The sequence below is a fragment of the Ensifer adhaerens genome (assembly GCF_020035535.1).
GTDB lineage: Bacteria > Pseudomonadota > Alphaproteobacteria > Rhizobiales > Rhizobiaceae > Ensifer.
Genome location: NZ_CP083351.1, coordinates 232,913 through 255,752 on the forward strand (window position 1 = coordinate 232,913; position 22,840 = coordinate 255,752).

General features: G+C 56.8%; 26 protein-coding genes and 1 pseudogene. 16 read left to right on the plus strand and 11 right to left on the minus strand.

The features are described from left to right. Positions 1-58 precede the first annotated feature (58 nt). Positions 59-723, plus strand: a pseudogene (locus LAC81_RS35785) (sulfate/molybdate ABC transporter ATP-binding protein); the annotation flags it as partial. Between the two features lie 433 nt (positions 724-1,156). Here LAC81_RS35785 and LAC81_RS35790 read toward each other — a convergent pair. From LAC81_RS35790 to LAC81_RS35800, 3 genes are all read right to left on the minus strand, one after another. After that, complete coding sequence (locus LAC81_RS35790; RefSeq protein ID WP_223730929.1) at positions 1,157-1,417, minus strand: DUF1344 domain-containing protein; 261 nt, start codon at positions 1,415-1,417, stop codon at positions 1,157-1,159. Between the two features lie 157 nt (positions 1,418-1,574). Continuing rightward, complete coding sequence (locus LAC81_RS35795) at positions 1,575-2,966, minus strand: sensor histidine kinase (protein WP_223731042.1); 1,392 nt, start codon at positions 2,964-2,966, stop codon at positions 1,575-1,577. Next, positions 2,959-3,636 carry a winged helix-turn-helix domain-containing protein gene (locus LAC81_RS35800; protein WP_223731043.1) on the minus strand — a complete coding sequence of 226 codons (678 nt, stop codon included), beginning with the start codon at positions 3,634-3,636 and terminating at the stop codon, positions 2,959-2,961. Before LAC81_RS35800 ends, LAC81_RS35795 begins: the two co-directional genes overlap by 8 nt. Before the next feature lie 434 nt (positions 3,637-4,070). On the opposite strand from LAC81_RS35800, the gene LAC81_RS35805 reads away from it, so the two are divergent. Continuing rightward, complete coding sequence (locus LAC81_RS35805) at positions 4,071-4,718, plus strand: MOSC domain-containing protein (protein WP_223730930.1); 648 nt, start codon at positions 4,071-4,073, stop codon at positions 4,716-4,718. Between the two features lie 470 nt (positions 4,719-5,188). Next, positions 5,189-6,445 carry an arsenic transporter gene (locus tag LAC81_RS35810; protein WP_223730931.1) on the plus strand — a complete coding sequence of 419 codons (1,257 nt, stop codon included), beginning with the start codon at positions 5,189-5,191 and terminating at the stop codon, positions 6,443-6,445. 186 nt (positions 6,446-6,631) lie between these two features. Here LAC81_RS35810 and LAC81_RS35815 read toward each other — a convergent pair whose 3' ends face one another. The 3 genes from LAC81_RS35815 to groES all read right to left on the minus strand — a co-directional run bounded on the left by LAC81_RS35815 (position 6,632) and on the right by groES (position 9,054). Next, positions 6,632-6,934 (minus strand): DUF982 domain-containing protein, encoded by a 303-nt coding sequence (locus LAC81_RS35815; RefSeq protein ID WP_223730932.1) that lies wholly within the window; start codon positions 6,932-6,934, stop codon positions 6,632-6,634. 121 nt (positions 6,935-7,055) lie between these two features. Then, on the minus strand, positions 7,056-8,684 hold the full coding sequence (groL, locus tag LAC81_RS35820; RefSeq protein ID WP_223730933.1) for a chaperonin GroEL: 1,629 nt from the start codon (positions 8,682-8,684) through the stop codon (positions 7,056-7,058). 55 nt (positions 8,685-8,739) lie between these two features. After that, positions 8,740-9,054, minus strand: coding sequence for a co-chaperone GroES (groES, locus tag LAC81_RS35825; RefSeq protein WP_223730934.1), 315 nt, complete (start codon positions 9,052-9,054; stop codon positions 8,740-8,742). Positions 9,055-9,325: 271 nt separating this feature from the next. Between groES and LAC81_RS35830 the strand changes: the two genes are divergently transcribed. From LAC81_RS35830 to LAC81_RS35845, 4 genes are all read left to right on the plus strand, one after another. After that, the gene (locus tag LAC81_RS35830) at positions 9,326-9,598 is read left to right on the plus strand and encodes an usg protein (protein WP_223730935.1); all 273 of its coding nucleotides are present in this window, start codon (positions 9,326-9,328) and stop codon (positions 9,596-9,598) included. A 183-nt stretch (positions 9,599-9,781) separates the two neighbouring features. Further along, positions 9,782-10,258 carry an Hsp20 family protein gene (locus LAC81_RS35835; protein ID WP_223730936.1) on the plus strand — a complete coding sequence of 159 codons (477 nt, stop codon included), beginning with the start codon at positions 9,782-9,784 and terminating at the stop codon, positions 10,256-10,258. A gap of 69 nt (positions 10,259-10,327) precedes the next feature. Then, positions 10,328-10,645: a DUF982 domain-containing protein gene (locus tag LAC81_RS35840; RefSeq protein WP_223730937.1), complete on the plus strand. Its 318-nt coding sequence runs from the start codon at positions 10,328-10,330 to the stop codon at positions 10,643-10,645. A gap of 40 nt (positions 10,646-10,685) precedes the next feature. Next, entirely contained in the window at positions 10,686-10,982 is a 297-nt protein-coding gene (locus LAC81_RS35845) for a DUF982 domain-containing protein (protein ID WP_223730938.1), read from the plus strand. Between the two features lie 313 nt (positions 10,983-11,295). Here the strand turns inward: LAC81_RS35845 and LAC81_RS35850 are convergent, their stop codons facing one another. Continuing rightward, a complete protein-coding gene (locus tag LAC81_RS35850; RefSeq protein ID WP_223730939.1) occupies positions 11,296-12,051 on the minus strand; it encodes an SDR family NAD(P)-dependent oxidoreductase in 756 nt (251 codons plus the stop codon). Positions 12,052-12,348: 297 nt separating this feature from the next. On the opposite strand from LAC81_RS35850, the gene LAC81_RS35855 reads away from it, so the two are divergent. The 4 genes from LAC81_RS35855 to LAC81_RS35870 all read left to right on the plus strand — a co-directional run bounded on the left by LAC81_RS35855 (position 12,349) and on the right by LAC81_RS35870 (position 14,206). After that, positions 12,349-12,936 (plus strand): L,D-transpeptidase, encoded by a 588-nt coding sequence (locus LAC81_RS35855; RefSeq protein ID WP_223730940.1) that lies wholly within the window; start codon positions 12,349-12,351, stop codon positions 12,934-12,936. A 182-nt stretch (positions 12,937-13,118) separates the two neighbouring features. Beyond that, a complete protein-coding gene (locus tag LAC81_RS35860) occupies positions 13,119-13,250 on the plus strand; it encodes an ABC transporter (protein ID WP_113540252.1) in 132 nt (43 codons plus the stop codon). Positions 13,251-13,376: 126 nt separating this feature from the next. Next, positions 13,377-13,949: a hypothetical protein gene (locus LAC81_RS35865; RefSeq protein WP_223730508.1), complete on the plus strand. Its 573-nt coding sequence runs from the start codon at positions 13,377-13,379 to the stop codon at positions 13,947-13,949. 119 nt (positions 13,950-14,068) lie between these two features. Next, positions 14,069-14,206 (plus strand): hypothetical protein, encoded by a 138-nt coding sequence (locus LAC81_RS35870; protein ID WP_328717964.1) that lies wholly within the window; start codon positions 14,069-14,071, stop codon positions 14,204-14,206. A gap of 218 nt (positions 14,207-14,424) precedes the next feature. Here the strand turns inward: LAC81_RS35870 and LAC81_RS35875 are convergent, their stop codons facing one another. The 3 genes from LAC81_RS35875 to LAC81_RS35885 form a co-directional block, all read right to left on the minus strand. Beyond that, the gene (locus tag LAC81_RS35875; protein ID WP_223730941.1) at positions 14,425-14,658 is read right to left on the minus strand and encodes a hypothetical protein; all 234 of its coding nucleotides are present in this window, start codon (positions 14,656-14,658) and stop codon (positions 14,425-14,427) included. Between the two features lie 1,832 nt (positions 14,659-16,490). Then, positions 16,491-16,697 carry a hypothetical protein gene (locus LAC81_RS35880; RefSeq protein ID WP_223731044.1) on the minus strand — a complete coding sequence of 69 codons (207 nt, stop codon included), beginning with the start codon at positions 16,695-16,697 and terminating at the stop codon, positions 16,491-16,493. Positions 16,698-17,349: 652 nt separating this feature from the next. Next, complete coding sequence (locus tag LAC81_RS35885) at positions 17,350-17,847, minus strand: response regulator (RefSeq protein WP_223730942.1); 498 nt, start codon at positions 17,845-17,847, stop codon at positions 17,350-17,352. 367 nt (positions 17,848-18,214) lie between these two features. Between LAC81_RS35885 and LAC81_RS35890 the strand changes: the two genes are divergently transcribed. The 5 genes from LAC81_RS35890 to LAC81_RS35910 all read left to right on the plus strand — a co-directional run bounded on the left by LAC81_RS35890 (position 18,215) and on the right by LAC81_RS35910 (position 21,775). Further along, entirely contained in the window at positions 18,215-18,559 is a 345-nt protein-coding gene (locus LAC81_RS35890; RefSeq protein ID WP_223730943.1) for a response regulator, read from the plus strand. A gap of 220 nt (positions 18,560-18,779) precedes the next feature. Next, positions 18,780-19,226 carry a hypothetical protein gene (locus LAC81_RS35895; protein WP_223730944.1) on the plus strand — a complete coding sequence of 149 codons (447 nt, stop codon included), beginning with the start codon at positions 18,780-18,782 and terminating at the stop codon, positions 19,224-19,226. 264 nt (positions 19,227-19,490) lie between these two features. Next, positions 19,491-20,501, plus strand: coding sequence for an ATP-dependent DNA ligase (locus LAC81_RS35900; protein WP_223730945.1), 1,011 nt, complete (start codon positions 19,491-19,493; stop codon positions 20,499-20,501). 183 nt (positions 20,502-20,684) lie between these two features. Further along, the gene (locus LAC81_RS38665; RefSeq protein ID WP_419195928.1) at positions 20,685-20,996 is read left to right on the plus strand and encodes a hypothetical protein; all 312 of its coding nucleotides are present in this window, start codon (positions 20,685-20,687) and stop codon (positions 20,994-20,996) included. 206 nt (positions 20,997-21,202) lie between these two features. After that, positions 21,203-21,775 (plus strand): alpha-ketoglutarate-dependent dioxygenase AlkB, encoded by a 573-nt coding sequence (locus tag LAC81_RS35910; RefSeq protein ID WP_223730946.1) that lies wholly within the window; start codon positions 21,203-21,205, stop codon positions 21,773-21,775. Positions 21,776-22,338: 563 nt separating this feature from the next. On the opposite strand, the gene LAC81_RS35915 is transcribed toward LAC81_RS35910, so the two are convergent. After that, a complete protein-coding gene (locus LAC81_RS35915; protein ID WP_223730947.1) occupies positions 22,339-22,782 on the minus strand; it encodes a hypothetical protein in 444 nt (147 codons plus the stop codon). Positions 22,783-22,840: the final 58 nt, after the last annotated feature.

A 22,840-nucleotide genomic window follows, 5' to 3' on the forward strand; every position in this document is an offset into this window, starting at 1 on the left:
TGTCTCCAACGTTCCCGACACCGCTTGGTTCCTTGCCAGCCGGGATTTTCAGTCATAGGGCACCAACTCGGGTTATCCTGCCCAGCTTTCGGGTGGCCAGCGTCAGCGCGTGGCACTTGCCCGCGCCATGGCTGTCAAACCCACCTTGTTGCTGCTTGATGAACCTTTCGGAGCGCTTGACGCGCAAGTGCGCAAGGAGTTGCGACGGTGGTTGCGCGAAATCCATGATCGAACCGGGTACACAACCGTTTTTGTTACCCACGACCAGGAGGAGGCGCTGGAACTTGCCGATCGGATTGTCGTGCTGAACAAAGGCGCAATCGAGCAGTCGGGCACACCCGACGAAATTTATGATAACCCCGGGACTCAGTTCGTCTATGGGTTCATTGGCCAATCCAATAGCTTGAACGTCATCCTTTCCAACGGTGAGATCTGGTTTGACGACAAATTTACAGGGCTTATCGCTGCAAGCGAGCGCGATGGTGAAGCGTTATTGTACTTCCGGCCCCACGACGTTGAGCTTACAGACGAACCCACACGCAGGCTCGTGGGCCCAGTCACCGGCAGCCGCAGGGTTGCAGCCACGCGACACCTGGAAGTTCAGCTGGGAAAGAGGCACTCAGCCGTCGAGATCGAACTGCCGCCCGAGCATGCGCATTTTCCACCCATACTCGCATCACTGTCAGACCAACGAAATGGAAGCTCTTTCGTGAACAAGCGTAGCCGCGGCGGAGCGCCCATGTGCAAGAGTGCTTCTAGCCACACAGTCCAATCTCCGCTCCAATTCAATGGCCCCTGGAACAAGGGGGTGAAGTTTTTCACCAGGCGCCACTCGCATGCGCGCTGGCATCCAGCTTTTGGATGACGTTTGGGCACTGCGGCATTTTCGGAGATTTCTGCGGTCGCTATGCGGGATGATGAGTATGGATAGACCCTTTGAGGCTCGCGCGAATCCATCGCTGCGCGAAATTCCACTTGCTGCGCGATCAGGACATGGCGGGGCGAGAGCGCGCCGCTGCCAGAACATTAACGGTAAGGAATCCGTCGCCCCCGAAGATGAGTAAGCAGGTGCATGCGCAATGGCCAGCGCATTGTCGCATGCGATGGCAAGCATCGCTGCGTCAGTGCCCGGCCAGCGCCTCTCGGCAAGGTTTTTCTACTTCGTCATTTCGACCTTGGATGCGAGTAACTTATTGCCCTGTTTCACGTAAGTGATCTTCACCGTCTCCCCGACCTTGAGTTTCTTGACGTCGAACTTGGTCGGAAGGGTGAACGTTTCACCGGATTGAAGGACGATATCGTCCTTGGCTGGATCAATGGTCTTGACAACGCCGGTCGTCGAGAGTGATGCGGCGAGAGCCGAGGCCGCAAGTAGCGTCGAGACGAGAAGTCCGGGAAGAATGCGTTCGATGGTCATACCTTGCTCCTTCGCTCCAAAAAGGCGGGGGCCACTGGCCCTCCGGATGGTTTGTATCATTGCACGCACGACATTGTCGGGAATTGGCTGCTTGATTACGGATAGGTAAGGTGCCGTGTGGTCCGCCCGTCGGGTTTCCCTAAAGGCAGGCCGTGGCTCAGTGCGGCTCCGCCGCCTCGCTGCTCGCCAATCGCGGAAAGTCAATGCGAATGACGAGGCCTGGGCTGTTGTCAGAGAGTGCGACTTTGCCTCCGTGCAGCTCGGCGATAGCAGCAACCAGACTCAAGCCAAGTCCGCTGCCCGGCGTTGAACGCGACTTTTCTAGCCGATAGAGACGATGAAACACTTTCTCTCGCTCGTGTGAGGGAATCCCAGGGCCGTCATCCGAGACGATGACACTCGGACCCATTTGGCTAGCGTCCAATGTCATACGAATCGTTGTTCGCGCGGGACAATGGCGGATGGCATTTTCGATCAAGTTCACGAAAAGCTGCATCAAAAGTTCGCTGTCGCCATTCACAAAAGTTTGCCGGCTCGGGAGACTCATCACGAGAGCATCCCCAGCATCCTCAGCGACCGGGCGATAGATTTCTGCGATCTCGGTTAGAAGGTCTTTTAAGTCTGTTGCGCGGAATAGCTGCTTTCGCGCGCCTGCTTCAATCTGGGCAATGCGGAGTAGCGCCTCGAACGTCTCCACAATGGTGTCGAGTTCCACAAGAGAGGTGCTCACTTGTTCTTGAAACTCGGAGAGGCTCGTTGCGGTTCGTCGTGCCACGTCCAGTCTTTGTCTCAGTCTGCCCATCGGTCGTTTGAGGTCGTGGGCGATATCGGTCGAGGACCGGTCAACACGCTCTATCAGCCGCTGCAGGTGGTCGAGCGTACCGTTGATCTGCTCAGCCACACGATCGAGGTCGTCGCCCGAGTAGCGCCGGGCAACGCGTTCCTGCAGTTTACCGTCCGCAAAGGCAGCGAGCACCCAGGAGATAGCTTCGATTTGCGTCTGGGCGCGCCTAGCGATCAGAGTACCGGATGCCGTCGCTAGCAGCACCAAAGCGGCAAGCTCCCAAAATAGTCCGCCAAGCAGTGTCGATTGAACCACCCGCAGGTCTGCGATGCTGGCGCCGACCAGTAGCTTGCCGCTGGATAATGGAGTCCAACTGGCGTAGTAAGAGTCGTCCGGATTTCGTTCCCCATTCATGCGTGCCAGGTCGGCTTCCTGTAGTATGCGCCAATTGCGAAAATCTGGGATCCCGGCGACATTGCCTGCCACAAATGTGCCGGTGCGGTCGACCAGCAGAAGGATCGTGCCAATTGGGCGACGCGAGGCCGCCTCATGCTTAACAACCTCCGAAACCTCGTTAAAGCCGTCGCTGCTGTCTATCGCCACCAATGCATCGCGGTTGTCGAGTATACGCAGCTTGATACGCTCCTCGAGTTCGGAAGTCAGTCGCCAGTAAATGACGCCCACCCCAGCAAGCACCGTAGATCCGATCAATGTAGCGAGCAAAATCGATCCCTGCACTGCCGTGCGACGCAACAGGTCAGACATGGTCGTCAATAATATAGCCCGCTCCGCGTACGGTGTGGATCAACTCGGTGTCAAATGGCTTGTCGATCTTCGTCCGGAGTCGTGAGATATGGGTCTCTACAACGCTGGTCTTGGGTTCAAAATGGAAGTCCCATACACGCTCCAGTAGCATTGTTCGGGTTACCACTTTGCCCCTATTGCGGAGCAACACCTCCAGGAGCCGGAACTCGCGCGGCTGGAGGTCGATAGTCACACCGGCTCGCTGCACGACCCGGCGGGAGAGATTCATTTCGAGGTCGCGAAATCTCAGCGTGGTCTCTTCATCTTTAAGTGGGGGGCGGCGGCCCAATGCGTTCACACGCGCGAGCAACTCTGAAAAGTAGAATGGTTTCAAAACATAGTCGTCGCCCCCTGCCTCAAACCCCTTTACGCGGTCATCAACGCCCCCCAGGGACGTCAGATAAAGAACAGGCGTCGCCTTGCCGACGCTTCGGAGCGCCTTCACCAGCGACAAACCATCGAGCACCGGCAGCATTCGATCGACTATCAGCACGTCGTAATCGTCTGTCGTTGCCTGTAACAGGCCGTCACGACCGTCGGCAGCAACGTCGACGAGGTGACCGTCCTCGGTGAGACCGTTGTTGATATAGGATGCTGTCTCCGCATCGTCCTCGATGACCAACACTCTCATTTTTTTCGCTCTTGCTGCAGCGGGCAAATCGCCCAGCGCTGCAAGGGTGACTAAGATAGCAGAATCCGATAAAAATGGCCCGACATTCCTGACGGGCCAGTGCCAATCCGACAAAAGTTCCCCCCAGTCGCGAGAAAAGAAGACCGCGTGGGGAACGACGATCGCCGGCCGTCGCTGGGGACCGTTGAAGCCAATTGTGCCTATCAAACGGGCAAGGCGAACGCGTTTGCAGGAAAAGGAATTCGCACTTGCTGCGGCTATTTATCCCCAAGAGTTAACTCATCTGCTAAGGGATAGTTCGGCTCCCGGCAACGCGTTTGCCTAAGGTCGTGTAAGTTCGAACTTTAAGCTGCATAGGGAGGCTGGGCGGCTCGTCTGCGCGAAGGCTGCGGTACGGGGAATAGTCGCAAGCGTGGTATTGGAGTTGGTTTGACATGTCGGACGGGGCGCAAGATCTTAGAGTGCTGGCGGTTTGCCTTGGCCAGGCCGAGACAAGACCCGGCAAAAAGACGAAAACCGGAATTAATAAGCACCCGACAAACAAAAGCGTGTTCGTTGGATTCGAAGGTCTCGATGGTGACGCGGTGTGCAATAGAAAATTCCATGGTGGACCGGAGCAAGCGGTTTACATTGAGGGAGATGTGAGCCGTCTCTGGTGGCAAAAGACCCTCAAAATACCGATTGATCATGGGCAATTCGGCGAAAATCTCTGCATTGAAGGATTGGATAATCAGATCGTGACGGTTGGGGACCGCTTCACTGCTGGCGATCTCGTGATGGAAGTCACTGCACCTCGGATGCCCTGCCGAGTGCTCTTTGATAAAATGGGGGATGCAGGTTTTCCCAGGCTATACAGGAACGCTGCTCGGCCCGGCTTCTACTGCCGCATCATTCAACCTGGTCTTATCACCGCAGGAACGCTCGCTCGGTATGTTCCTTACGGCGGAGAGCGTATCTCAATGCCAGAAATGATGAGCCACCATGGCCAAAGGGTGTCGCCGGAATTGATCGCGCGCTATCAACGCGTACCGGTTCACGCAAAACTGCGGGCTTCTCTCTCGAAAAGCGTGATCAGATTTTAGGCACCTGCGGCTTGCTCGGAAGACCAACCCGCTAATCAAAGCTGATGGTCTTTGATCAGCTCCTGCGCCACGTGCAGCTGGCCTGCACATTTTGAAACAAGTGATCTGATCTGTGTGCGCCGGTGCGAATTGGGCCCTTCGGCACAGGTTCTCGGCGAGTGACTCCATAAGATTTCCCGCCGCCTCCAGCGCTGACGCCGTGTGAACGTAGGTGGCCGTTCCGCCCCGCTGCTCAGGTCGGAGCGACTCGTGCCGTAAACGGCGTTCACCGCGTCGTTCCAGGCCGAGCCACCTTCGGCGGGCGGGTGTCGGTTTACTTGTTGGGCCCTTGGCGTGCCGCGTTTGCTGTCGCAACCTTCACGAATAACCGGAAGACTATTGCTCCGTCGTTAAATAACGATATGGATGCCCCGACCTGTTGCTGATGGCGATATGTCGGCACCAGCTCCGAAATTCGGTTTGGAAATACGATGAGTACATTCACCATAACTTGGGGCATTGCGGGACTGACTGCGCTCGGCGTCATCACCAGGCCCTTCGCCTGGCCGGAAGCGATATGGGCGGTCGTTGGTGCCCTCCTGCTCGTAGGGCTTGGACTGATTGGTCCGGCCGAGGCGTGGACCGGTGTCACAAAGGGTATCGACGTCTACCTGTTCTTGATCGGCATGATGCTACTTTCGGAGCTCGCGCGCCAGGAAGGGCTCTTCGACTGGCTTGCTTCGATCACCACCACACATGCCAAGGGCTCGCCTAAGCGGCTGTTCGTCCTCATTTACGCCGTCGGCATCGTCGTCACTGCACTCCTGTCGAACGACGCAACGGCGGTGGTTTTGACGCCAGCCGTGTATGCGGCATGCAAGGCGGCCAAGGTGCGCGATCCCATGCCCCATCTGCTCATCTGTGCTTTCATCGCCAATGCAGCCAGCTTCGTTTTTCCGATCTCTAATCCAGCCAATCTGGTAATTTTCGGGGGCGGCCATATGCCGCCGCTATCGCGCTGGCTCGCAACCTTCGGTCTGCCTGCGATTGCGTCCATTTTCGTAACCTTCCTGGCGTTGTACTGGAGCCAGCGCTCGGTCATCAGGGCCGATAGCGTTGCCTTCGATGTACGGGTCGTGCCCTTGTCATCGAGCGGGAAGCTGGCTGGATTTGCATTGTGTGGCACGGCCGCCATCCTGCTTGCCGCCTCGGTAATGCATTTCGATCTCGGTTTGCCAACGTTCCTTGCCGGTTGCGTGGCAACGGCCGCAGTCCTGCTCATCACCCGTCAAAGTCCTGTCGGGACGTTAAAAGGAATCTCGTGGGGCGTGTTGCCGCTGGTTGCCGGATTGTTCATCGTCGTCGAGGCACTGGACCGGACGGAATTGATTGACCATCTCTCGCAGTACCTTTCCCGTCATGCTTCGACATTTCCGACCTGGACTGTCGCTGGCGCTGGCACGCTGGTCGCTCTGCTTTCCAATCTCGTCAACAATCTGCCGGCCGGGCTGGTCGCCGGAAGTGCCGTTCAGCTGGCGGATGTGTCCGACAAGGTCGCCGGCGCGGTACTGATCGGCGTTGATCTCGGCCCGAACCTTTCCGTCACCGGCTCGCTGGCCACCATCCTCTGGCTTACAGCGCTTCGCCGCGAGGGGCTGCAGATCGGAGCATGGGCGTTCATGAGGATCGGCTTCGCCGTCATGGTGCCGGCGCTCGTGGCATCGTTGACCGTCCTGGCGTTGCAATAGGAGGATCAAATCCTGGTGGTCGAGTGGAAAGCGTCGCTTTTGCCACAACGGGCGGATTGTCGAAACGTTCACGCCCGTTGCACTGCGACTGGCGCTGCCCGCATCTCTTCGACCAAACTTCAGGTGTATCGTCTGAACGACGTGAGCGGAGAGGCCGCAACCGCAGCCTCTCCCTAAGAGTTTAGTTCACGGCGAGATCCGGCCGCCACCGGACTTCGCTTTGATCATCCACGGGAGAACCGCGGGCGTTTTGACGAGTATGCCTTTTTTCTTCGCGAAGGAACGGAGGGCCTCGCGCGCAACCTGAACTGGCTTGTGACCGTCATGTGCCAAGTAGCATGTCTTCAGGGTCGCGTCGTGAATGATGTCGCGGTCTCCTTTGGACCATCCCTCAAGGAAATCGATCGCATCGTCCAGGTTTGTGATTTCGAGGACCAGATCCTTCCTTTCACGCAGGTAAACTGGTCGATCAAACATCTTCGTTTGCATTTCTACCTCACTGTGAATAGCTGTGGCGCCACTTACCCAACTGAAGCAGCCAATATCCTGGCCGTCTCGCGAAGTTCCGCGGGCCGATCCTGTCGGTGGAGAACGGGTCTGAGCAAACGCTTCAGAAGTCCATCCCACCGCCGGGGGCCGGGGGAGGAGCAGTGTCCTTCTTTGGCTTCTCGGCGATCATTGCTTCGGTCGTAACCAGGAGACCGGCGACGGAGGCAGCATCCTCAAGCGCGGTGCGTACGACCTTGGCCGGGTCGATGACGCCTTGCGCATAGAGGTCACCATATTCCCCGGTCTGAGCGTTCCAGCCGTAAGAGAATTCGGTCCTCTCGCGTAGTTTGCCGACGATAATGGAGCCTTCGGCACCAGCATTCTCGGCGATCTGGCGCACCGGCGCCTCGATGGCGCGCCGAACGATTTCGATGCCCACCTTTTGGTCCTGATTGGCCGTCTGCAATTGGTCTAGCGCCTTGATGGAACGCAGCAGCGCGACACCGCCGCCCGGCAGGATACCTTCCTCCACAGCTGCCCGTGTTGCGTGGAGCGCATCGTCAACGCGGTCTTTCTTTTCCTTCACCTCGACTTCGGTTGAACCGCCGACGCGGATTACCGCAACGCCGCCGGCGAGCTTGGCCAGGCGCTCCTGCAGTTTTTCCCGATCGTAATCCGACGATGTTTCTTCGATTTGAGCGCGGATCTGGGTGATACGGCCATCAATGTCGTGCTTGGCGCCGACACCGTCGATGATCGTCGTATTCTCCTTCTCGATCGCGACCTTCTTTGCCCGACCGAGCATGTCGAGGGTGACGTTTTCGAGCTTGATGCCGACGTCGTCGGAGACTACCGTTCCACCAGTCAGAATGGCGATATCTTCCAGCATCGCCTTGCGCCGGTCGCCGAAGCCGGGTGCCTTGACCGCAGCGACTTTGAGGCCGCCCCTCAGCTTATTGACAACCAGTGTGGCGAGCGCTTCGCCTTCCACGTCCTCAGCGATGATGAGCAGCGGCTTGCTGGACTGAATCACCGCTTCGAGCACCGGCAGCATCGCCTGGAGGTTGGAGAGCTTCTTTTCGTGAATGAGGATATAAGGATCATCAAATTCGGTCCGCATCTTGTCGGCATTCGTGACGAAGTACGGGCTAAGATACCCGCGGTCGAACTGCATGCCTTCCACGACCTCTAGCTCGGTCTCGGCCGTCTTGGCTTCTTCGACGGTAATGACGCCTTCATTGCCGACCTTTTCCATCGCTTCTGCGAGATAACGGCCGATTTCCTCGTCGCCGTTTGCCGAGATCGTCCCGACCTGCGCAATCTCCGCATTATTGGAAATCTTGCGGGCATTGGCCTTCAATTCTTTCACGATCGCATCAACAGCAAGATCAATGCCTCGCTTCAGATCCATCGGGTTCATGCCGGATGCGACCGCCTTGGCACCTTCCTTGACAATGGCCTGAGCAAGGACGGTCGCCGTGGTCGTCCCGTCGCCCGCTAGATCATTGGTTTTGGAGGCGACTTCGCGCAACATCTGCGCGCCCATATTTTCGAACTTGTCTTCGAGCTCGATTTCCTTGGCGACCGAGACACCGTCCTTGGTGATGCGCGGGGCGCCAAACGACTTGTCGATCACAACATTACGCCCCTTGGGGCCGAGCGTGACCTTTACGGCGTTCGCAAGCACATCGACCCCACGCAGCATGCGTTCCCGGGCGTCGAGGTTAAACTTGACTTCTTTCGCAGCCATTTCTGTAACTCCTTAATAGGCAGCTATCTGACTGATGGACATAGAGTGGATCGGCTCAGGCGGCCTGTTTTCGCGCAGCTTGGGCTTCGATGATCCCCAGGACGTCGCTCTCCTTCATGATGAGCAAATCTTCCCCGTTGATCTTGATTTCGGTGCCGGACCATTTGCCGAACAGAATGCGATCGCCTGCCTTGACGTCGAGTGCCTGGATCTGGCCCGCTTCATTGCGCGCTCCCGCGCCAACGGCAACGACTTCGCCTTCCTGCGGTTTTTCTTTCGCCGTGTCTGGGATGATGATCCCACCCCTGGTCTTCTCTTCCGAGTCGACCCGGCGGACGAGAATGCGATCATGCAGCGGTCGGAAAGACATGTCTTCCTCCATGGACAAACAGGTGTGACGTTGTTCCCATCATCGGACCGGTTGACCAGTCGAGACGGGTGCAAGACCTCACTTGAGCATCTTGCGCGAAATCATCTGGTTTCGCGATTTTTCAGTTTCAAGAGGGCGCTTGCAAAAAATTAGCACTCTTTCGAAGTGGCTGCTAAGCAGCTGTAAAGGAACAAGAATCCGTCCCATCCGTTGAGCATTAGAGGGTGGCTGCAGATGCCATCCGTCTCCTTGTTTCGAACGGAGTGCTCACATGCAAAACTCTTCGGATCTGGAACGCCAGTTAAATGGCTACGGTCTCACCACTGCACACATCCTTTATCGGATGCCGGATTTTGAATGCCTTTTGCAGACTTACATCTGGCAGGACTACGATATCGCTCCCGACTTTCCTGAAATGCGGAAATTCCTGGACTATTGGCAAGCGAATCTCGAAGGAGCACTTCATTCCGTTCGGTATTCCCATCGGGCGCTGATTGGTCCCAGTGAGTGGCGACGCGTGGATGGTGAGTTCATGCTGAATTGAGCGTCTGGCCAGGCAGTCAGTCTGGCTGCCAGCCGAAAAAGAGAAATTTTTCTTCTTGGGACTTGAAACCCAACTTTTGTTAAACCAAATCGCTTGCCGCCAGCCGCTAGAGTGAGGGCTGGACTTGCTGGAAGCGTCGCTTTCGGCGCTTTCATACCCATGTTGCTCAAGGAGGAGATGGCTATGACAACGACTCATGATTACGCGCCTCTTTTCCGTTCGACCGTAGGTTTCGACCGGGTTTTCAATCTGCTGGAAAACGCCCAGCGGGGGCGCTCTGTCAGCGACTGGCCGCCCTATGACATCGCCAAGACCGGTGCGGATAGCTACCGGATTTCGATTGCTGTCGCCGGTTTCACGCAAGACGATCTAGAGATCACATTTCAGTCTAACCTCCTCACCGCGCTGGGTAAGAAGCAGGATGCGTCTTCGGAGGGCTATCTGCACCGCGGGATCGCCGGGCGGCCGTTTGAGCACCGGTTCGAACTTGCTGACCACGTCAAAGTACGTGGGGCTAATTTGAACAATGGGCTTCTGGAAATTGATTTGGTGCGCGAGATCCCCGAGGAAATGAAGCCGCGAAGAATAACGATCCAAAGTGCTTCCACTCTCGGACAGGCGCAGGCTCGGAGGGAAATCGAGGCCCCGAATGCTGCGTGACCAATTTCGGGGTGCTGGGCGCCGGGTTAGCCGCGCCCAGCGAGCAATTCGGGTGGAAAGGAGCGAGCGATGAAATCCGATATGTTCCAACAGCCAGTTCGCATTCTTGTCGGTCTTGGGGTCCCGGTCGACGTCTGGTCGGTGATGGATGCCTATCGTCAGCTTGTTGACTGGCCAGCCTTTTCGAGAGATGCAGCTCACTGCATGGCGCTCAAGGCATGCCTTGCTGGTTTGCGGGGCGAAGTTGAACCAGAGACTGTCCGTGGGCTCTTTGTCGCCTTTGCCGAAAAACATCACATCCTTGCCTCAGCGATGAGCGTTCACCCTGGCATGGCATTCGTGCCAACGAGAGCCGCTGTTGGATCTGGACCTGGCCGTGTTGCATAGCAACTTTGTCGTCCGGCTCGGTCACTTAGGGAGGACCCCCATGCTTGACACCCAGCTGCTGTTGATGGCGCCGGTCGTGGTTCGTATGAAGGATGGAACGCGACGGGTCTTTGGTTCTGTTAATGATGTGCTCGAACTCCTCGAAGGTGAGCAGCTTGTTTACCGAGGTAGGAAATACGGCAGGGCAGTTCAGACATGCCGCCGAGCACTCAAACGGATTACGCCCGTTGCGATCGCGCGTGAGGCGTTCATTTATGCGTGCCGAGACGCGGGGATTTTAGCAGAAGGGAACGGATTGCACAGCAACGAACAACAATGGCCCGGGCGGTGGCCCTGACCGGCTTGTGATACGTCGTCGCGTGACACGAATACTGGGGTACAGAACCTTCCATAACCCGGCTGATCGCTAACCGTCGAACGTCCCGCAGGCAGTCGGCTATGGTCTGCCTGATCACCCAACGTATGCTCCGTCTTTTCAACTTCCATCGTTGACACCCTATGGCAACGTAATGCGTCAGATGTGATTGCCGATCTATTTCGGGCGAATCTCGCGCAAATGGGTGACATTTTTTGACGAATGAGGACTGATGTGGGAACCATGTTTTGGCGAGTGGAGACCGCATTTTGCATGGCTGACCGGAGCGACTTTCTCAGTGCGCCGTGTAGGCGCCATCGACAAGGTGAACGCTTCCTGTGATGAAACTCGCTTGCTCGGACAACAGAAAACAGATCAAGGCAGCCACCTCATCCGGCGTGCCGCGCCGTCCCATTGGCTGCAGAGACATTATGCGCCTGCTGCTTGCCACATCGACACTTTCTGAAGTGAGCGGCGTGTCGATCCAGCCAGGGGCGACTGCATTGATGCGGATCCCCGTTCGAGCGTACTCGATCGCAGCTGCCTTGGTCAGGCCGACCACTGCATGCTTGGCGGCGGTGTAAGCGGCAGCGGTCGGGAGTGCGACGGCGCCCAGAATGGACGCAGTGTTTACGATCGCGCCGCCGCCCTGCGCTGCCATCGCTGCAATCTCATACTTCATGCAGTAAAAAACGCCGTGCAGGTTCACATCCATGAGTGCGTGCCAGTTCTCAAGCGGATAGTCGGCAATCGGCCGGCGGATCCCGTGGACGCCGGCATTGTTGACAGCAAGATGCAGGCCTCCACAGGCCTTCACGGCAAACGATACCAGCTGTTCCACCGCGGCCGGATCGGCGACATTGGCCGCGATATCATGGGCCTTGCCTCCGCTCGAACGGATTTCGTCGGCGACCAGGCGCACGGCATTCGCATCAACATCCGCAGCGACGACTTCGGCGCCCTCGGCAGCGAGCTGGTGACACACTGCCGCACCAATTCCGGAACCCGCGCCCGTCACAAGCGCGACCTTGCCTGCGAAGTCTAGATCCATATGTGTTCATTCCTAACTTTGCCGTTCCGCGAACGCGCCGTCTTCGCAAGTCATTCTATGAAATGCACCCGAAGACCCGATCTTCCAACCGGACCAGCACAGCAACGCATAAGAATGGCGCTAACTTTAGACCCGATTCACGCAGTGCATCTAGGCCCTCTTTTGGAATATACAGCGCTTTCCGCCCAATTCGCGGGGAATGCAGGCAAGAAGCCCGAAGTTTATTGCAGCTTGGTGGGTAAGTGTTGTAAGTCTAACGGACGATTCGGGGCGTACCATTTTTCTCAGCAGGTAAGAATGGACAATCACCGCATTACACGGAGGTTCCTCCTCGTTGGCAGCCTTAGCCTATTGGCCGGGTGCAGTTCAAACTGGCAGCGCATTTCCTTTCCCTCCCTGTATGCCGGCATCCCCGGCGTCGATCCGCGCTATCGAAAACAACATGTTCGCTTCGACGGCAATGAGCCAGCCGGCACAATTCTTGTCGACACCAACCAACGCTACCTCTACGCCATCGAAGAGGGCGGATGGGCGATGCGCTATGGCATCGGTGTCGGCGAGGAGGGCCTGACGCTCAAGGGCCGCGCCGTTGTCGGGCGAAAGGCCGAGTGGCCAGCATGGACGCCGACGGCAAGCATGATCCGTCGCAAACCGGAACTGGCGCAATACGCCGGGGGCGTTTCCGGCGGCCCTCACAACCCGTTGGGGGCGTCCGCTCTATATCTTTATCGCAACGGGCAGGACACCAAGTTCCGTCTGCACGGCACCAACGCACCCTGGACAATCGGACACGCCGTTTCCAACGGCTGCATCCGGCTTACAAACGACGATATCGTTGATCTTTACGCGCGAACTCCGGTTGGAACGCAGGTATTGATCATTTGATCAAGAATCTATTTCCAAAAGGGAATAGAATAGGAGAGGCATACTTCGGAATATATTTGTGCTTTGATAACTATAATCCGACTCACGGGTGTGCTTTTTCTGAATTAGGACTAATTGGGACTTTGTCGCCAGGGATGTTGCCTTCGAATACCCATTCCGATCACAGAGGGAAGGAAATATTGATGAGCAGAATTCTAATCGTAACAGTTGCGTTGCTTTCCGTTGCTAGCCTCTCGGCTTGCGGAACAATCGGCAAAGGTAAGGGTAAAGCGCCGCCACCAGTGGCAGCGGAACCTGCGCCCGTTTACAAATAGTGGCTGACCTTGGTTCGGGGAGGGCCTCACGGTCCTCCCCGCCCTGTCTGATCGCGGCTGCGGTGGCAAGCCGCTCAAGATGGCCGCTTCAAGCGCTCATCTGAATTCAGGAGATATGGCGCAGTAATGACGCTCTCACTAGGTCGCATTCCGTTCGCCGTCATAACCGCCCTGGCGGTTACCGCGTGTCAATCGCAAGACAAAAGCCCGCAGCCACGCTATGTCTCAACCATTGCAGGCAGTCCAGCGCAACAACGCGATCAGGGCTATTTCATCGAATTCCGCTCCCGTTATGCGCTCAGTTACGGTCATACCTATGTGGTCTTTGGCCGCCTGAACGAGTCCGGAGCAATGGTCAATCCGGAAGTCGCGGGACTGGCTCCAGCAACAAGCGACACCGCTCCCTACGTGCTGGGGCATCTTTTGCCGGTACCTGCAGAAACGGGCGCAAGCGACGGTGATCTTGAGGAGCAATACAGGTCCGCGAGCTGGCGCGTCATGTTGACTGAAGCGCAATACCGCGACGTCGTCGCCAAAATCCGAAAGCTCAAAGCCAAAGCCCACTTCTGGCACGCGTCGCTCTATAACTGCAACGCTTTCGTGGCCGATATTGCCCGCTCCATGGGATATAAGACACCTGGTATCTGGCTGAGACCCCAACAGTTTGTCACAAGACTACGCGAGATGAATGGCGGCTGATCTGATAAGCCCCTGCGGCGCGACCAAAGGGAACTGCCGCTGTCAGCTTTAGGACGTCATCAGGCCGAAGCAACGCGACCAAGTCGCTTTCAAAGGCGATCAACGACCCGACGACGGCCGTGTTGGCGATCGACGAACTGCATCGCCTGCTGCGCGGCGCCGGAGGCCGCGATCTGCAGAATGAGAGCATCTGCGATCGACGGGCGCGCGTGCGCCTGATACTGCGAACACCAACTGGAAAGACTTTGTGTAATTGACCTGTCGCGAGGGCCGAGTACTCTCCCCGCGGCGGCTTTGGGCCATGATTGACATTGCTTAGTCCGCCAACAATCAGCACGTCGACGGGTTGGGCAGAGAGGCCAGTTGTCGCTGAGACCTGGACTCGAGGGGGCTTCGCCCATAGGAAACCGAAGCTTGCGGTTGTGCGGGGCTGTTTCCAAGGTCTCCTGTCAGAGCGATGCTTTAAGTGGCCATTTCAGCGGTTGCGTTTTTTCCACTCGCGATATGGTGCAAGCAACTGACCCGGAAATCGCTTTGCAATTTCTTCTCCGGTCAGGGCAATGCGCGCCAGCACCGCATCGCGTTCCCCGCCTTCAACACATTCGCTTGCAGCTTCCAGATCACTCATGACAGTAAAGACCTCGTCCTTTGTCATAGCCGCAAGTCGCGCAGCAAAATCTGCGACGGGAATGTTGTCGAAGTTCGTCATGGATCACCTCCAGCCTTCCTCACCCTAAAGCTTGATATCGGCTCGAAAGTTCCCGAGAGGTGGAAATCAGTAAGGCCTGGCTAGGTTTGCGTCCCTTTTGTTGCGAAAAATTCCTTCTCCATGCTGAGCGGGCAAGTATAACGCCGTAGCGACAACCAGCGCAGAAGGATCGGCAAGCGCGGCACGCCGAGATCTTTTTGACGGCCATTGCCCCTCCTTTTTCATCAGCGACCCTCCCTGTTCGCAAGCACGGTAATGCCCCCGTGGGCGAGTGCCGCCTTGCCAAGTTGGGGGGCCTCCTTGAAGTCCAGGAACCAAGCGTCGCCCCGTCGTCAGTGACAGTCGGATATGGTCACGAACCACCCTTCCAACAGGCAGCCTGCCAAAAACTAAACGCGAGCGCCGATGTCGAATTTTGGGATTTTATCCTTCTGACGCGCTTCTTTGTCCAAGGTCGTGGTCGCTCATCTGGTTTGTGCCAAAAACTTATAACAGCTATGCGCGCCTATCAGTGTTATAATTTTTTGCCAAGATCTTATAACCGCCCGCCGCTATGAGAGTCGCCGAGCGCGGCGGTGCGTCTGACACGGCGCGAGACGGCGCCATGCTGCTTAAACGCCGAAGTCTGGAAAGCGGGAAGCATGCGCGCATCCAATCTACATGCCTTGCATTCCACTGCAATGATCTGCCACTTGAGAGCCTTGGCTTTCAGGAGACTAAGCGCGTCGAGGGGCGGTGAGGAAGCTCGGTTTCAGGTCTGTTGTTTCGTGTTTGTTGGATCGGTGAGGAGGAGGGCCACGAGAACCCGGCCGTAAACCGTTCGCAACATCAGATTATCGACGGACAACAAATACAATGGAAAAATTGGGACCCAAAAAGCGACAACGGGGCCAGTATGTCGAGTAGAAACGGAAGAGCCCCGTCCCTCCTGCGGCTCTAATTCTTTGATGTCCGCGGGAACTTTCGAATGATCTGTTCGTTTCAAAATGCCAATGATCCAGATCCCTCCGGATCAAGGTAGGGCCCCATCAACGCACCCGGCGGAGGTGGGGCCTTTTTGCGAGGTTCTCCTTGATCCACGATCGCCTGATCGAGCGCCGTCACATGGGTCGTCGGTTCCCGGCGAGAAGAAGTCAGCGCCAAATGCGGCATGGGCGCCATGCGCTGCTTATCGCAGTTGCCGCAGTACCGGTCTGCCGATCGAGGGTGGGGGTCGTCGAGTAAAAATGGCTGCCGATTGCCTGGGAAAAAACGCATACACTAGACTTGGGGCAGATCCTTAAGAACCATCAGTCGGTTGCCGGGCAACAGCACGATGAACCTGTCCTGTTCGAGTGCATACAAGACCTCCATGATTTCATCCTGCGTAAATCCTGCCGCGGTCAACGGAACGCCGATATCGCGGGAGCGTAGACGATCGATCAATGCGATTTCGGTTTCCGCGAATCTATTCATAGTAGCTTGATAACGCTTTTAGGCGGAATCGTCTCAAATTCCAACTCGATGCGCCTCTATCCTCTAACCGCGGTCCTCGCAAGCAAATCGGCTTTTGAAGAAAGCCTGTGGTGGCGCGAAATATCACGTCGTTGTTCCGTGGAGCCACCTATTCGAATGCATTCAAGAGTAAGATCTCCTTGGTCGCGGGAACGCCAGTCCTCAAGAGATGCGGTACGTCAGTGGCCATCCTGTTAACCCCGAAGGTGGCCGTCCATTGGTCAATTCCAGTCAAAGCGAGGAAACAGACCAGGACAAGGCGATGATTAACAATCTCAGGCCGTAACAGGACCTCGCGCCGCGTACCGGGTCGCCGTTATGGCCTGCACGGCGAGAGCTTATAAGTCTCCAGGGTTTTGTTTTTCGCCCGCGCTCCTGCCGTCAGAACTCCGAGATCGTTCATCGAAACGCTCTTCCCCTTTGGCGAGCGGACTCCCTTTCTGGTTTTCGACTCGACGCTCTTCATTTTCCGCACTCTCCCGTAGACCTTGCGCCGATTCAGCGCCTTGTCGCTGGGCCGCGTCGCCTGCATCGCCATCTGGCAGTTCCGCGGACTTCGAGATTTGGTCTTCCGATACGACGTTGGCAATGGCCTCACGGCGAATCTTCTCTAAAATCTCGCTTACCTCATCTTCGTCCCATCCCGCTTCGACAGCGTCGGTCATGAAGTCGACATCGATGTCTTGAGCGGGGCCACTTCGCGCCTGTGCCGAAAGGGTCGATGAGAGGCATTGGTAACAGTCGGCCACCCGCTCCGCAGTGCCTTTTCCTGTCCTCGGGGATGAAATGTATGCCATGGTCCTAGCCTCCTTTGACCAATTGCTGGCTGGAAAAACCTAATGCCTCGGCAAATGTTCCGCAGACCGTATGTGATATCGGAGTTCGACCCGGGTCGAGGCATGGGCAGGAGAAAGACTGAGCGCTACGCGATCAAGACCGGGGTCGGCTACATGAGCCATCCTGAGGCCTGAAAACGGAGGCGTTGTTGGCATCGATCCATTCAAAGAAAAAAATAGGTGAGAGCGGCTATCAAAGGAAAATCGCCGAAATCTCCGACTTTTGCTGGATCACTTTGGTCTCGATCAGGCCGATCTCGAACATAGGGGCGTCATCTGGCGGGAATGGGTCTCAGTCCATTCAATGCTGCGTAGGGCCCGAATAAAGTCTCCTGCACGAGACCGTCGACGCAAGATGTCGTCAATAAATCAGCATCTTTATTAGCGCCTCGTAAGAATAGGGCTTGGGAAGAAAGGAGACGCCGCTGGCAAGATCGAAGGCGCCGAGCATCACGTGTCCTGAGGTCACGATCACCCTGGTTTGCGGAGCAGTCGCTCGAACCCGCTGGACAAGGACGAGCCCGTCAACCGAACCCGGCATGTTAATGTCTGTGAAGAGCGCATCAATTTCAGCACTCTGCAATAAGGCCATGGCTTCGTCGGCACTGCCAGCCTCCAACACCCTGAGGCCCACTCCCTCCAGTGCGTCAACCGTCGCGAAGCGAATAAGAGGGTCGTCCTCAACCACCAGAACAGTTTCTATCGGTGGCATTGAGCCGGTCGTTTCTGTTTTGGAAAGCAGGTCTCGCTCGGAGACTGCTTGGTTCCAATGCTCGCGATCCCGTCCGTCGGGACATCCTTCCTGCTGCCATATCTCGTGGGCTCGTCGGCTGATCCAGTTGTATGCATCTTGATCCATTTATGCCTCCAGGCCAGTCGTGAGAATGGCGGCTCTGTCGCTCCATGCAAATTTTGACCAATTTAGGCAGCCGTCCAATGATGAATGTTGAGGCTTCGGGCTGATCAACTTTTCCTCCTTTGAGCTCTGCCTGCCTAACGTTTGATTTGGCATTGGGTTTCCTCATCTCCTCAGATTGCCGACCCCTACACGGGGCAGCCATCGTTCATATCTTCACAAGGGTATACGCGAGATGGCCTTTGAAGGTTGGCAGGCGTGCGTTGGCGAACAACGATCACACCCTAATTAAAACAGCGGGTTCCGTGCCTGCCGCTGCAGACACATATGCTGGAGAATATTCGTGACGCCGGGGAGTTGTGCCCTTGTGATGGAAGATGAACCGATAATTGCGCTCGATCTCGAGGAAATTCTAGCCGAGGCAGGATTTGATGAGATCCGCGTGTTCAGTTCATGCACAGATGCCAACGGCTGGCTCGAGCTAAACACGCCTGAGGTAGGAATCCTCGACCCACAGGTGAGAGACGGTGTGTGCACGTCAGTGGCTAAGACCCTGGTGGAAAGAGCTGTACCGTTCGTTGTCTATTCTGGGCAATCGGCCGACCTGACGGAAGACGCAGCCGCGATCTTCAGCAAAGGCATTTTACTTCTCAAGCCGTGCCACCCAGACATGCTCTTGACTGCGCTCGCTAAAAGTGGGCTGCGCGCGGGCTAGGCGAGGGAGTCTCCTGGTACCTTCAAGCGCACAGGCGGGGGGCTCTCGCGCAGGTCGCGCACTCTCCCATGGACCCTCCAGGGAGGGACCACTAGGCGATCTGATCTTGCAGAACCGCCAGCCGTTAATCGGCGGAAGCCCCCGGCGTCGTCGACTAAGCGGAACGTCTTCGCCGGCGGAGGCGTTACTCACTTGTTCCCTGCAAATCTGGAGCACGAGAATGCGAGAGGCTACAAAAATCGGAAAGCGCTCTCCCGGCGAGCGCGGTAGTGAAACGACCTTTGGAAAGTCGATGGAGAGCAAGGCGCAGATCGAAGACGCCGACGTTAGAGCCAAAGGTGCCGCCGCCGAAACATTGAACATTTACAGATTGGTACCGAACACCACGCCAACCGACCCACGGTGGGGAAATTCGCCATCACACGGGGAAGTCGTCGTCGCCGCCCGCACGGCGGGTGATGCACGCATCGTCGCAGCGGGGCGAGAACTGGACTTCATGGAAATAGATGCGGCACCCGCAGAGGATGTCAGCACATCATCCGCCAGCGCATTCCGATCGGAAAAGCTCTATTCGGTCGTGGAACTGGAGAGAGGTCGGACCGATTTGTCCAGGGGTGTTCTCTCGGGAGAGGTTTCGGTGGGCAACATAAAGCCGACACAGGTGTGAACGCTCGCTCGGCCAAAGCCGTATCAGCAAAGGTGAGAGCGCATAATGCTCGCGAGCCGACCGGTGATCCGGTTGGCCTCTGGTGACCCAAATTTTCGCGCATCGGATTCGCTCCTCCGGCCTGGCAGGAAGCAGGTGAACCGGGCACCCAGATCCTCTGGAACTTTCGATCGGATGTGGGGTTGGCTGCGGGAGGAACGGAGCCAACTCAATGAGTGGGCAACTCTTTCAGACTTTGGCGGATTGGCTGTGAAGGCGGCGTGAATGACCAAGGTGGATGTAGAATTTGGCCTCTCGCTCAAAGTAGAGCCGATGGAAGCAAGGCCAGCGGCCGAATTACCGGGCGAGGAAGGTTGGCAATACGAACCAAAATGGGATGGTTTCCGTTGCCTGGCATTCAAGCGCGGTAGCAACGTAGATCTAAGAGCAAAGTCGGGAAAGTCTCTTGCAAGGTACTTTCCGGAGGTGGTCGCCTTTCTGTCCGAACTGTCGGTGCAACGGTTCGTTATTGATGGTGAACTGGTGATCGAGATTGATGGAAGCCTCTCGTTCGACGCTTTACAAATGAGGTTGCATCCCGCCAAGAGCCGCGTCCAAAAGCTATCACTCGAAACCCCCGCAAGGCTCGTGGTTTTCGATATGTTGGTGAATCCGGATGGAACGCCCATTCTTGACAAGGATTTGCTTGAACGCCGCGCGGCGCTTGAGGACTTTGCACAAGACGCAACAAACCGCGATCGCCTCATGCTATCGCCCACCACGCGCGATATCGCCCAGGCCGCCGATTGGCTGTCAGCCTCTGGGGGCGACACCGATGGTGTCGTTTGCAAACGGGTGGACGGACGATACATGCCCGGCGAGCGGGCGATGGTCAAAGTGAAGCGGCTGCGCACGGCCGACTGCGTCGTAGCGGGCTTCCGATATGAGATCGACAGCGAACTGGTTGGCTCTCTGCTGCTCGGCCTCTACAACGAGAAGGGTGAGCTTGACCACGTAGGTTTCACGTCGACAATCAGCGACAAGGAAAGGCCCGAACTGACGTCGAGGTTAGAAGCATTGCGAGGAGGATCGGGATTTACTGGCAAGGCGCCGGGCGGGCCAAGTCGATGGAGCACGAAGCGCTCGAAAAATTGGGAGCCTCTCCGGCCGGAACTTGTCGTTGAGGTCCGTTTCGACCATGTGACGGGTCGTCGTTTCAGGCATGGCACCAAGCTTCTTCGATGGCGCCCGGACAAGAAGGCATCGCAATGTGACTACCGACAGATGGACAGGTGAGGGTGTCGGCTCCGTGAGCAACACCTCCGCCTTACCTGGCACGATCATGCGGCCGAGCGGCAGCCAGGTCCAACCCACACACGCCCTTATCGTGAGGGTGCGAGACAACTCTCAATTCCACCTCGGGCGGGCGAAAGGCTTCGCTCAGTGGAGCGCACGTCTGTACGGGTGGCGATTGATGCGATGATCTACTTCACGAGCCATACGCCTTTTGGCAATTCTCGCGTGCTGCGCATCGACCGCCACCCATTTGCAAATATTCAGGACCACGATACGGCTCTGGTTTCGAACTGGGACAAGATAGTTTCGCCAGAAGATGTTGTTTGGCATCTTGGAGATTTCGCAGGGAGGCGAACCGCCCTTGCCCAGCAGCTCCTGTCCCAGCTCAACGGTAGAAAGCAACTTATCATTGGCAACAATGATCCCGCTGAAACCACGTTCGCGAACGGAGGGGGCAAGCGCCGAGCACTACGTAGGATTGAACGCCACAGGTGAACTTTTAATCCTCTGCCACTATCCATTTCGCAGCTGGAACCAGATGGGCAAGCGATCGATCAATCTCAACGGTCATTCGCACGCGAAGCTAAAGCCGATGCTGCGCCGGTTTGATGTCGGTGTCGATCCACGTGCTCTTCGCCCCACAACTCTCGCGCAGATACTGGCGAAAGCCCGTGGTCCATCCCAGCGAAAGGAGGTAGCCAATGCAGGGTGATCTGTTCGGTGACCTGCCATCAAGTCTGCCCGAAGGTTTTAGGTATCGCCGAGACGCCGTCCCACAGGATATGCAGGATGAGCTTTTACGCGAGATCCCCAAGCTGCTGTTCAAAGCATTCGACTTCCATGGCTTCGAAGGTAAGCGGCGCGTGGTTTCATTCGGCTGGAAATATGATTTCGATACAGCCGCGGTAAGGAAAGCAGACGACCTACCCAGCTTCCTGCTTCCGTTGCGAGAGCTTTCGGCCGAATTCGCCGGCCTTTCGTCCGACCGATTGCAGCAAGCCCTGATCAGCGAATACGGTATCGGCGCGCCGATCGGCTGGCACCGCGATAAGGCTGTATTCGGCGTGGTCGTGGGCATCTCACTCCTATCGCCCTGCACCTTCCGCCTTCGGCGGCGGATCGACGATAGTTGGGAGCGGGTCTCAATAATCGTCGAGCCCGGATCAATCTATTTGCTTTCTGGCATCGCAAGAACGGTCTGGGAGCATTCAATCCCGCCGGTTGATCGGTTGCGCTATTCGATCACATTTAGGGAGCTAATCGGTAAGATATGAAGATATAAAGCTGCGGCTGGAGCGGAGGACGCTTATCGCGAGCCCGCTGAGGAGCAATGCGCCGCACTCGACTTCCTTGCGTGGGGCGTTTTGCAACGGCATTCTCCTCGCTGTCTGCATCAACGTGCGCTCGTCCGCTGTGCCGACTATAGGGATGACACGCGGTAAAATCCTGCTGGTAATTCCTGCATCGAGAGGAGGGCAAAAGGTCAAAAACCGTTGGAAAATCAAATCAGTGCATTTCGGCCGACGCAACTGCCGTTGGCGACCTGTCATGCTCAGTCTCGATGCAACCTGGCCCGGCGTGGCAGTCCTGAACGCGGCTGTAGAGGGGTATTTTCCTGGCTCTTCTTACTGTGGGAAGTTTGACAGTGATCATCGGAATTACTCGTAGTTAGGAAACGTTGTGCATCATTTTCGCCAACGATATTGAAGATCGGCGATTAAGAAGCCGCAACGCCCGACTTGGGCCCGGCGGTTCCGCTTCGGGATAACCTTCATGTCAATTTGGCGCTCCACCTTCTCCCATTGCAAGCGAGGCCCTGGTTGGCTACCACGCTGGTTTAGACTTTGTACCGACCCGAGCTTCGGCCGAAGCGAAGCTCCAGCATCAAACCTATAAGCCAGCCTCTCACGTCAGAACTTTTGCGGAAATCATCGACGTGCCCGATTGCGTACTCAAGTGTTTGTTCTGACAGTGCAGTTGCTGCCCTTGGTGAGGCAGTCAGGCTACGCGCCCACGCCGCTAACTCGGGTAGAAAGTCCTGAACTTCCGTCTTGCCGCTCGGCAGCGGCGAATACTCCAGAGCGCGGCAAGTCTCCGTGAGACGGAGCTCGAGCTCCCACGATCTTCGTGTGCCGCTCATGAACAGGTCAAGGGCATGCCGCGCCAGACACTCGCCTTCTTCACTTCGACGGTCGATGTTCCGCGCGTTGACGACATTTTCCAAGGCCGTGCAAATAACGATAAAATCATCAGGAAGGACATACCCGGATTGACCCGCCATAGCGCAATCTCCTCCAGTTGGGGCGAAAGCTCTTATGATCTTCCAGGCGCCGGAGCCC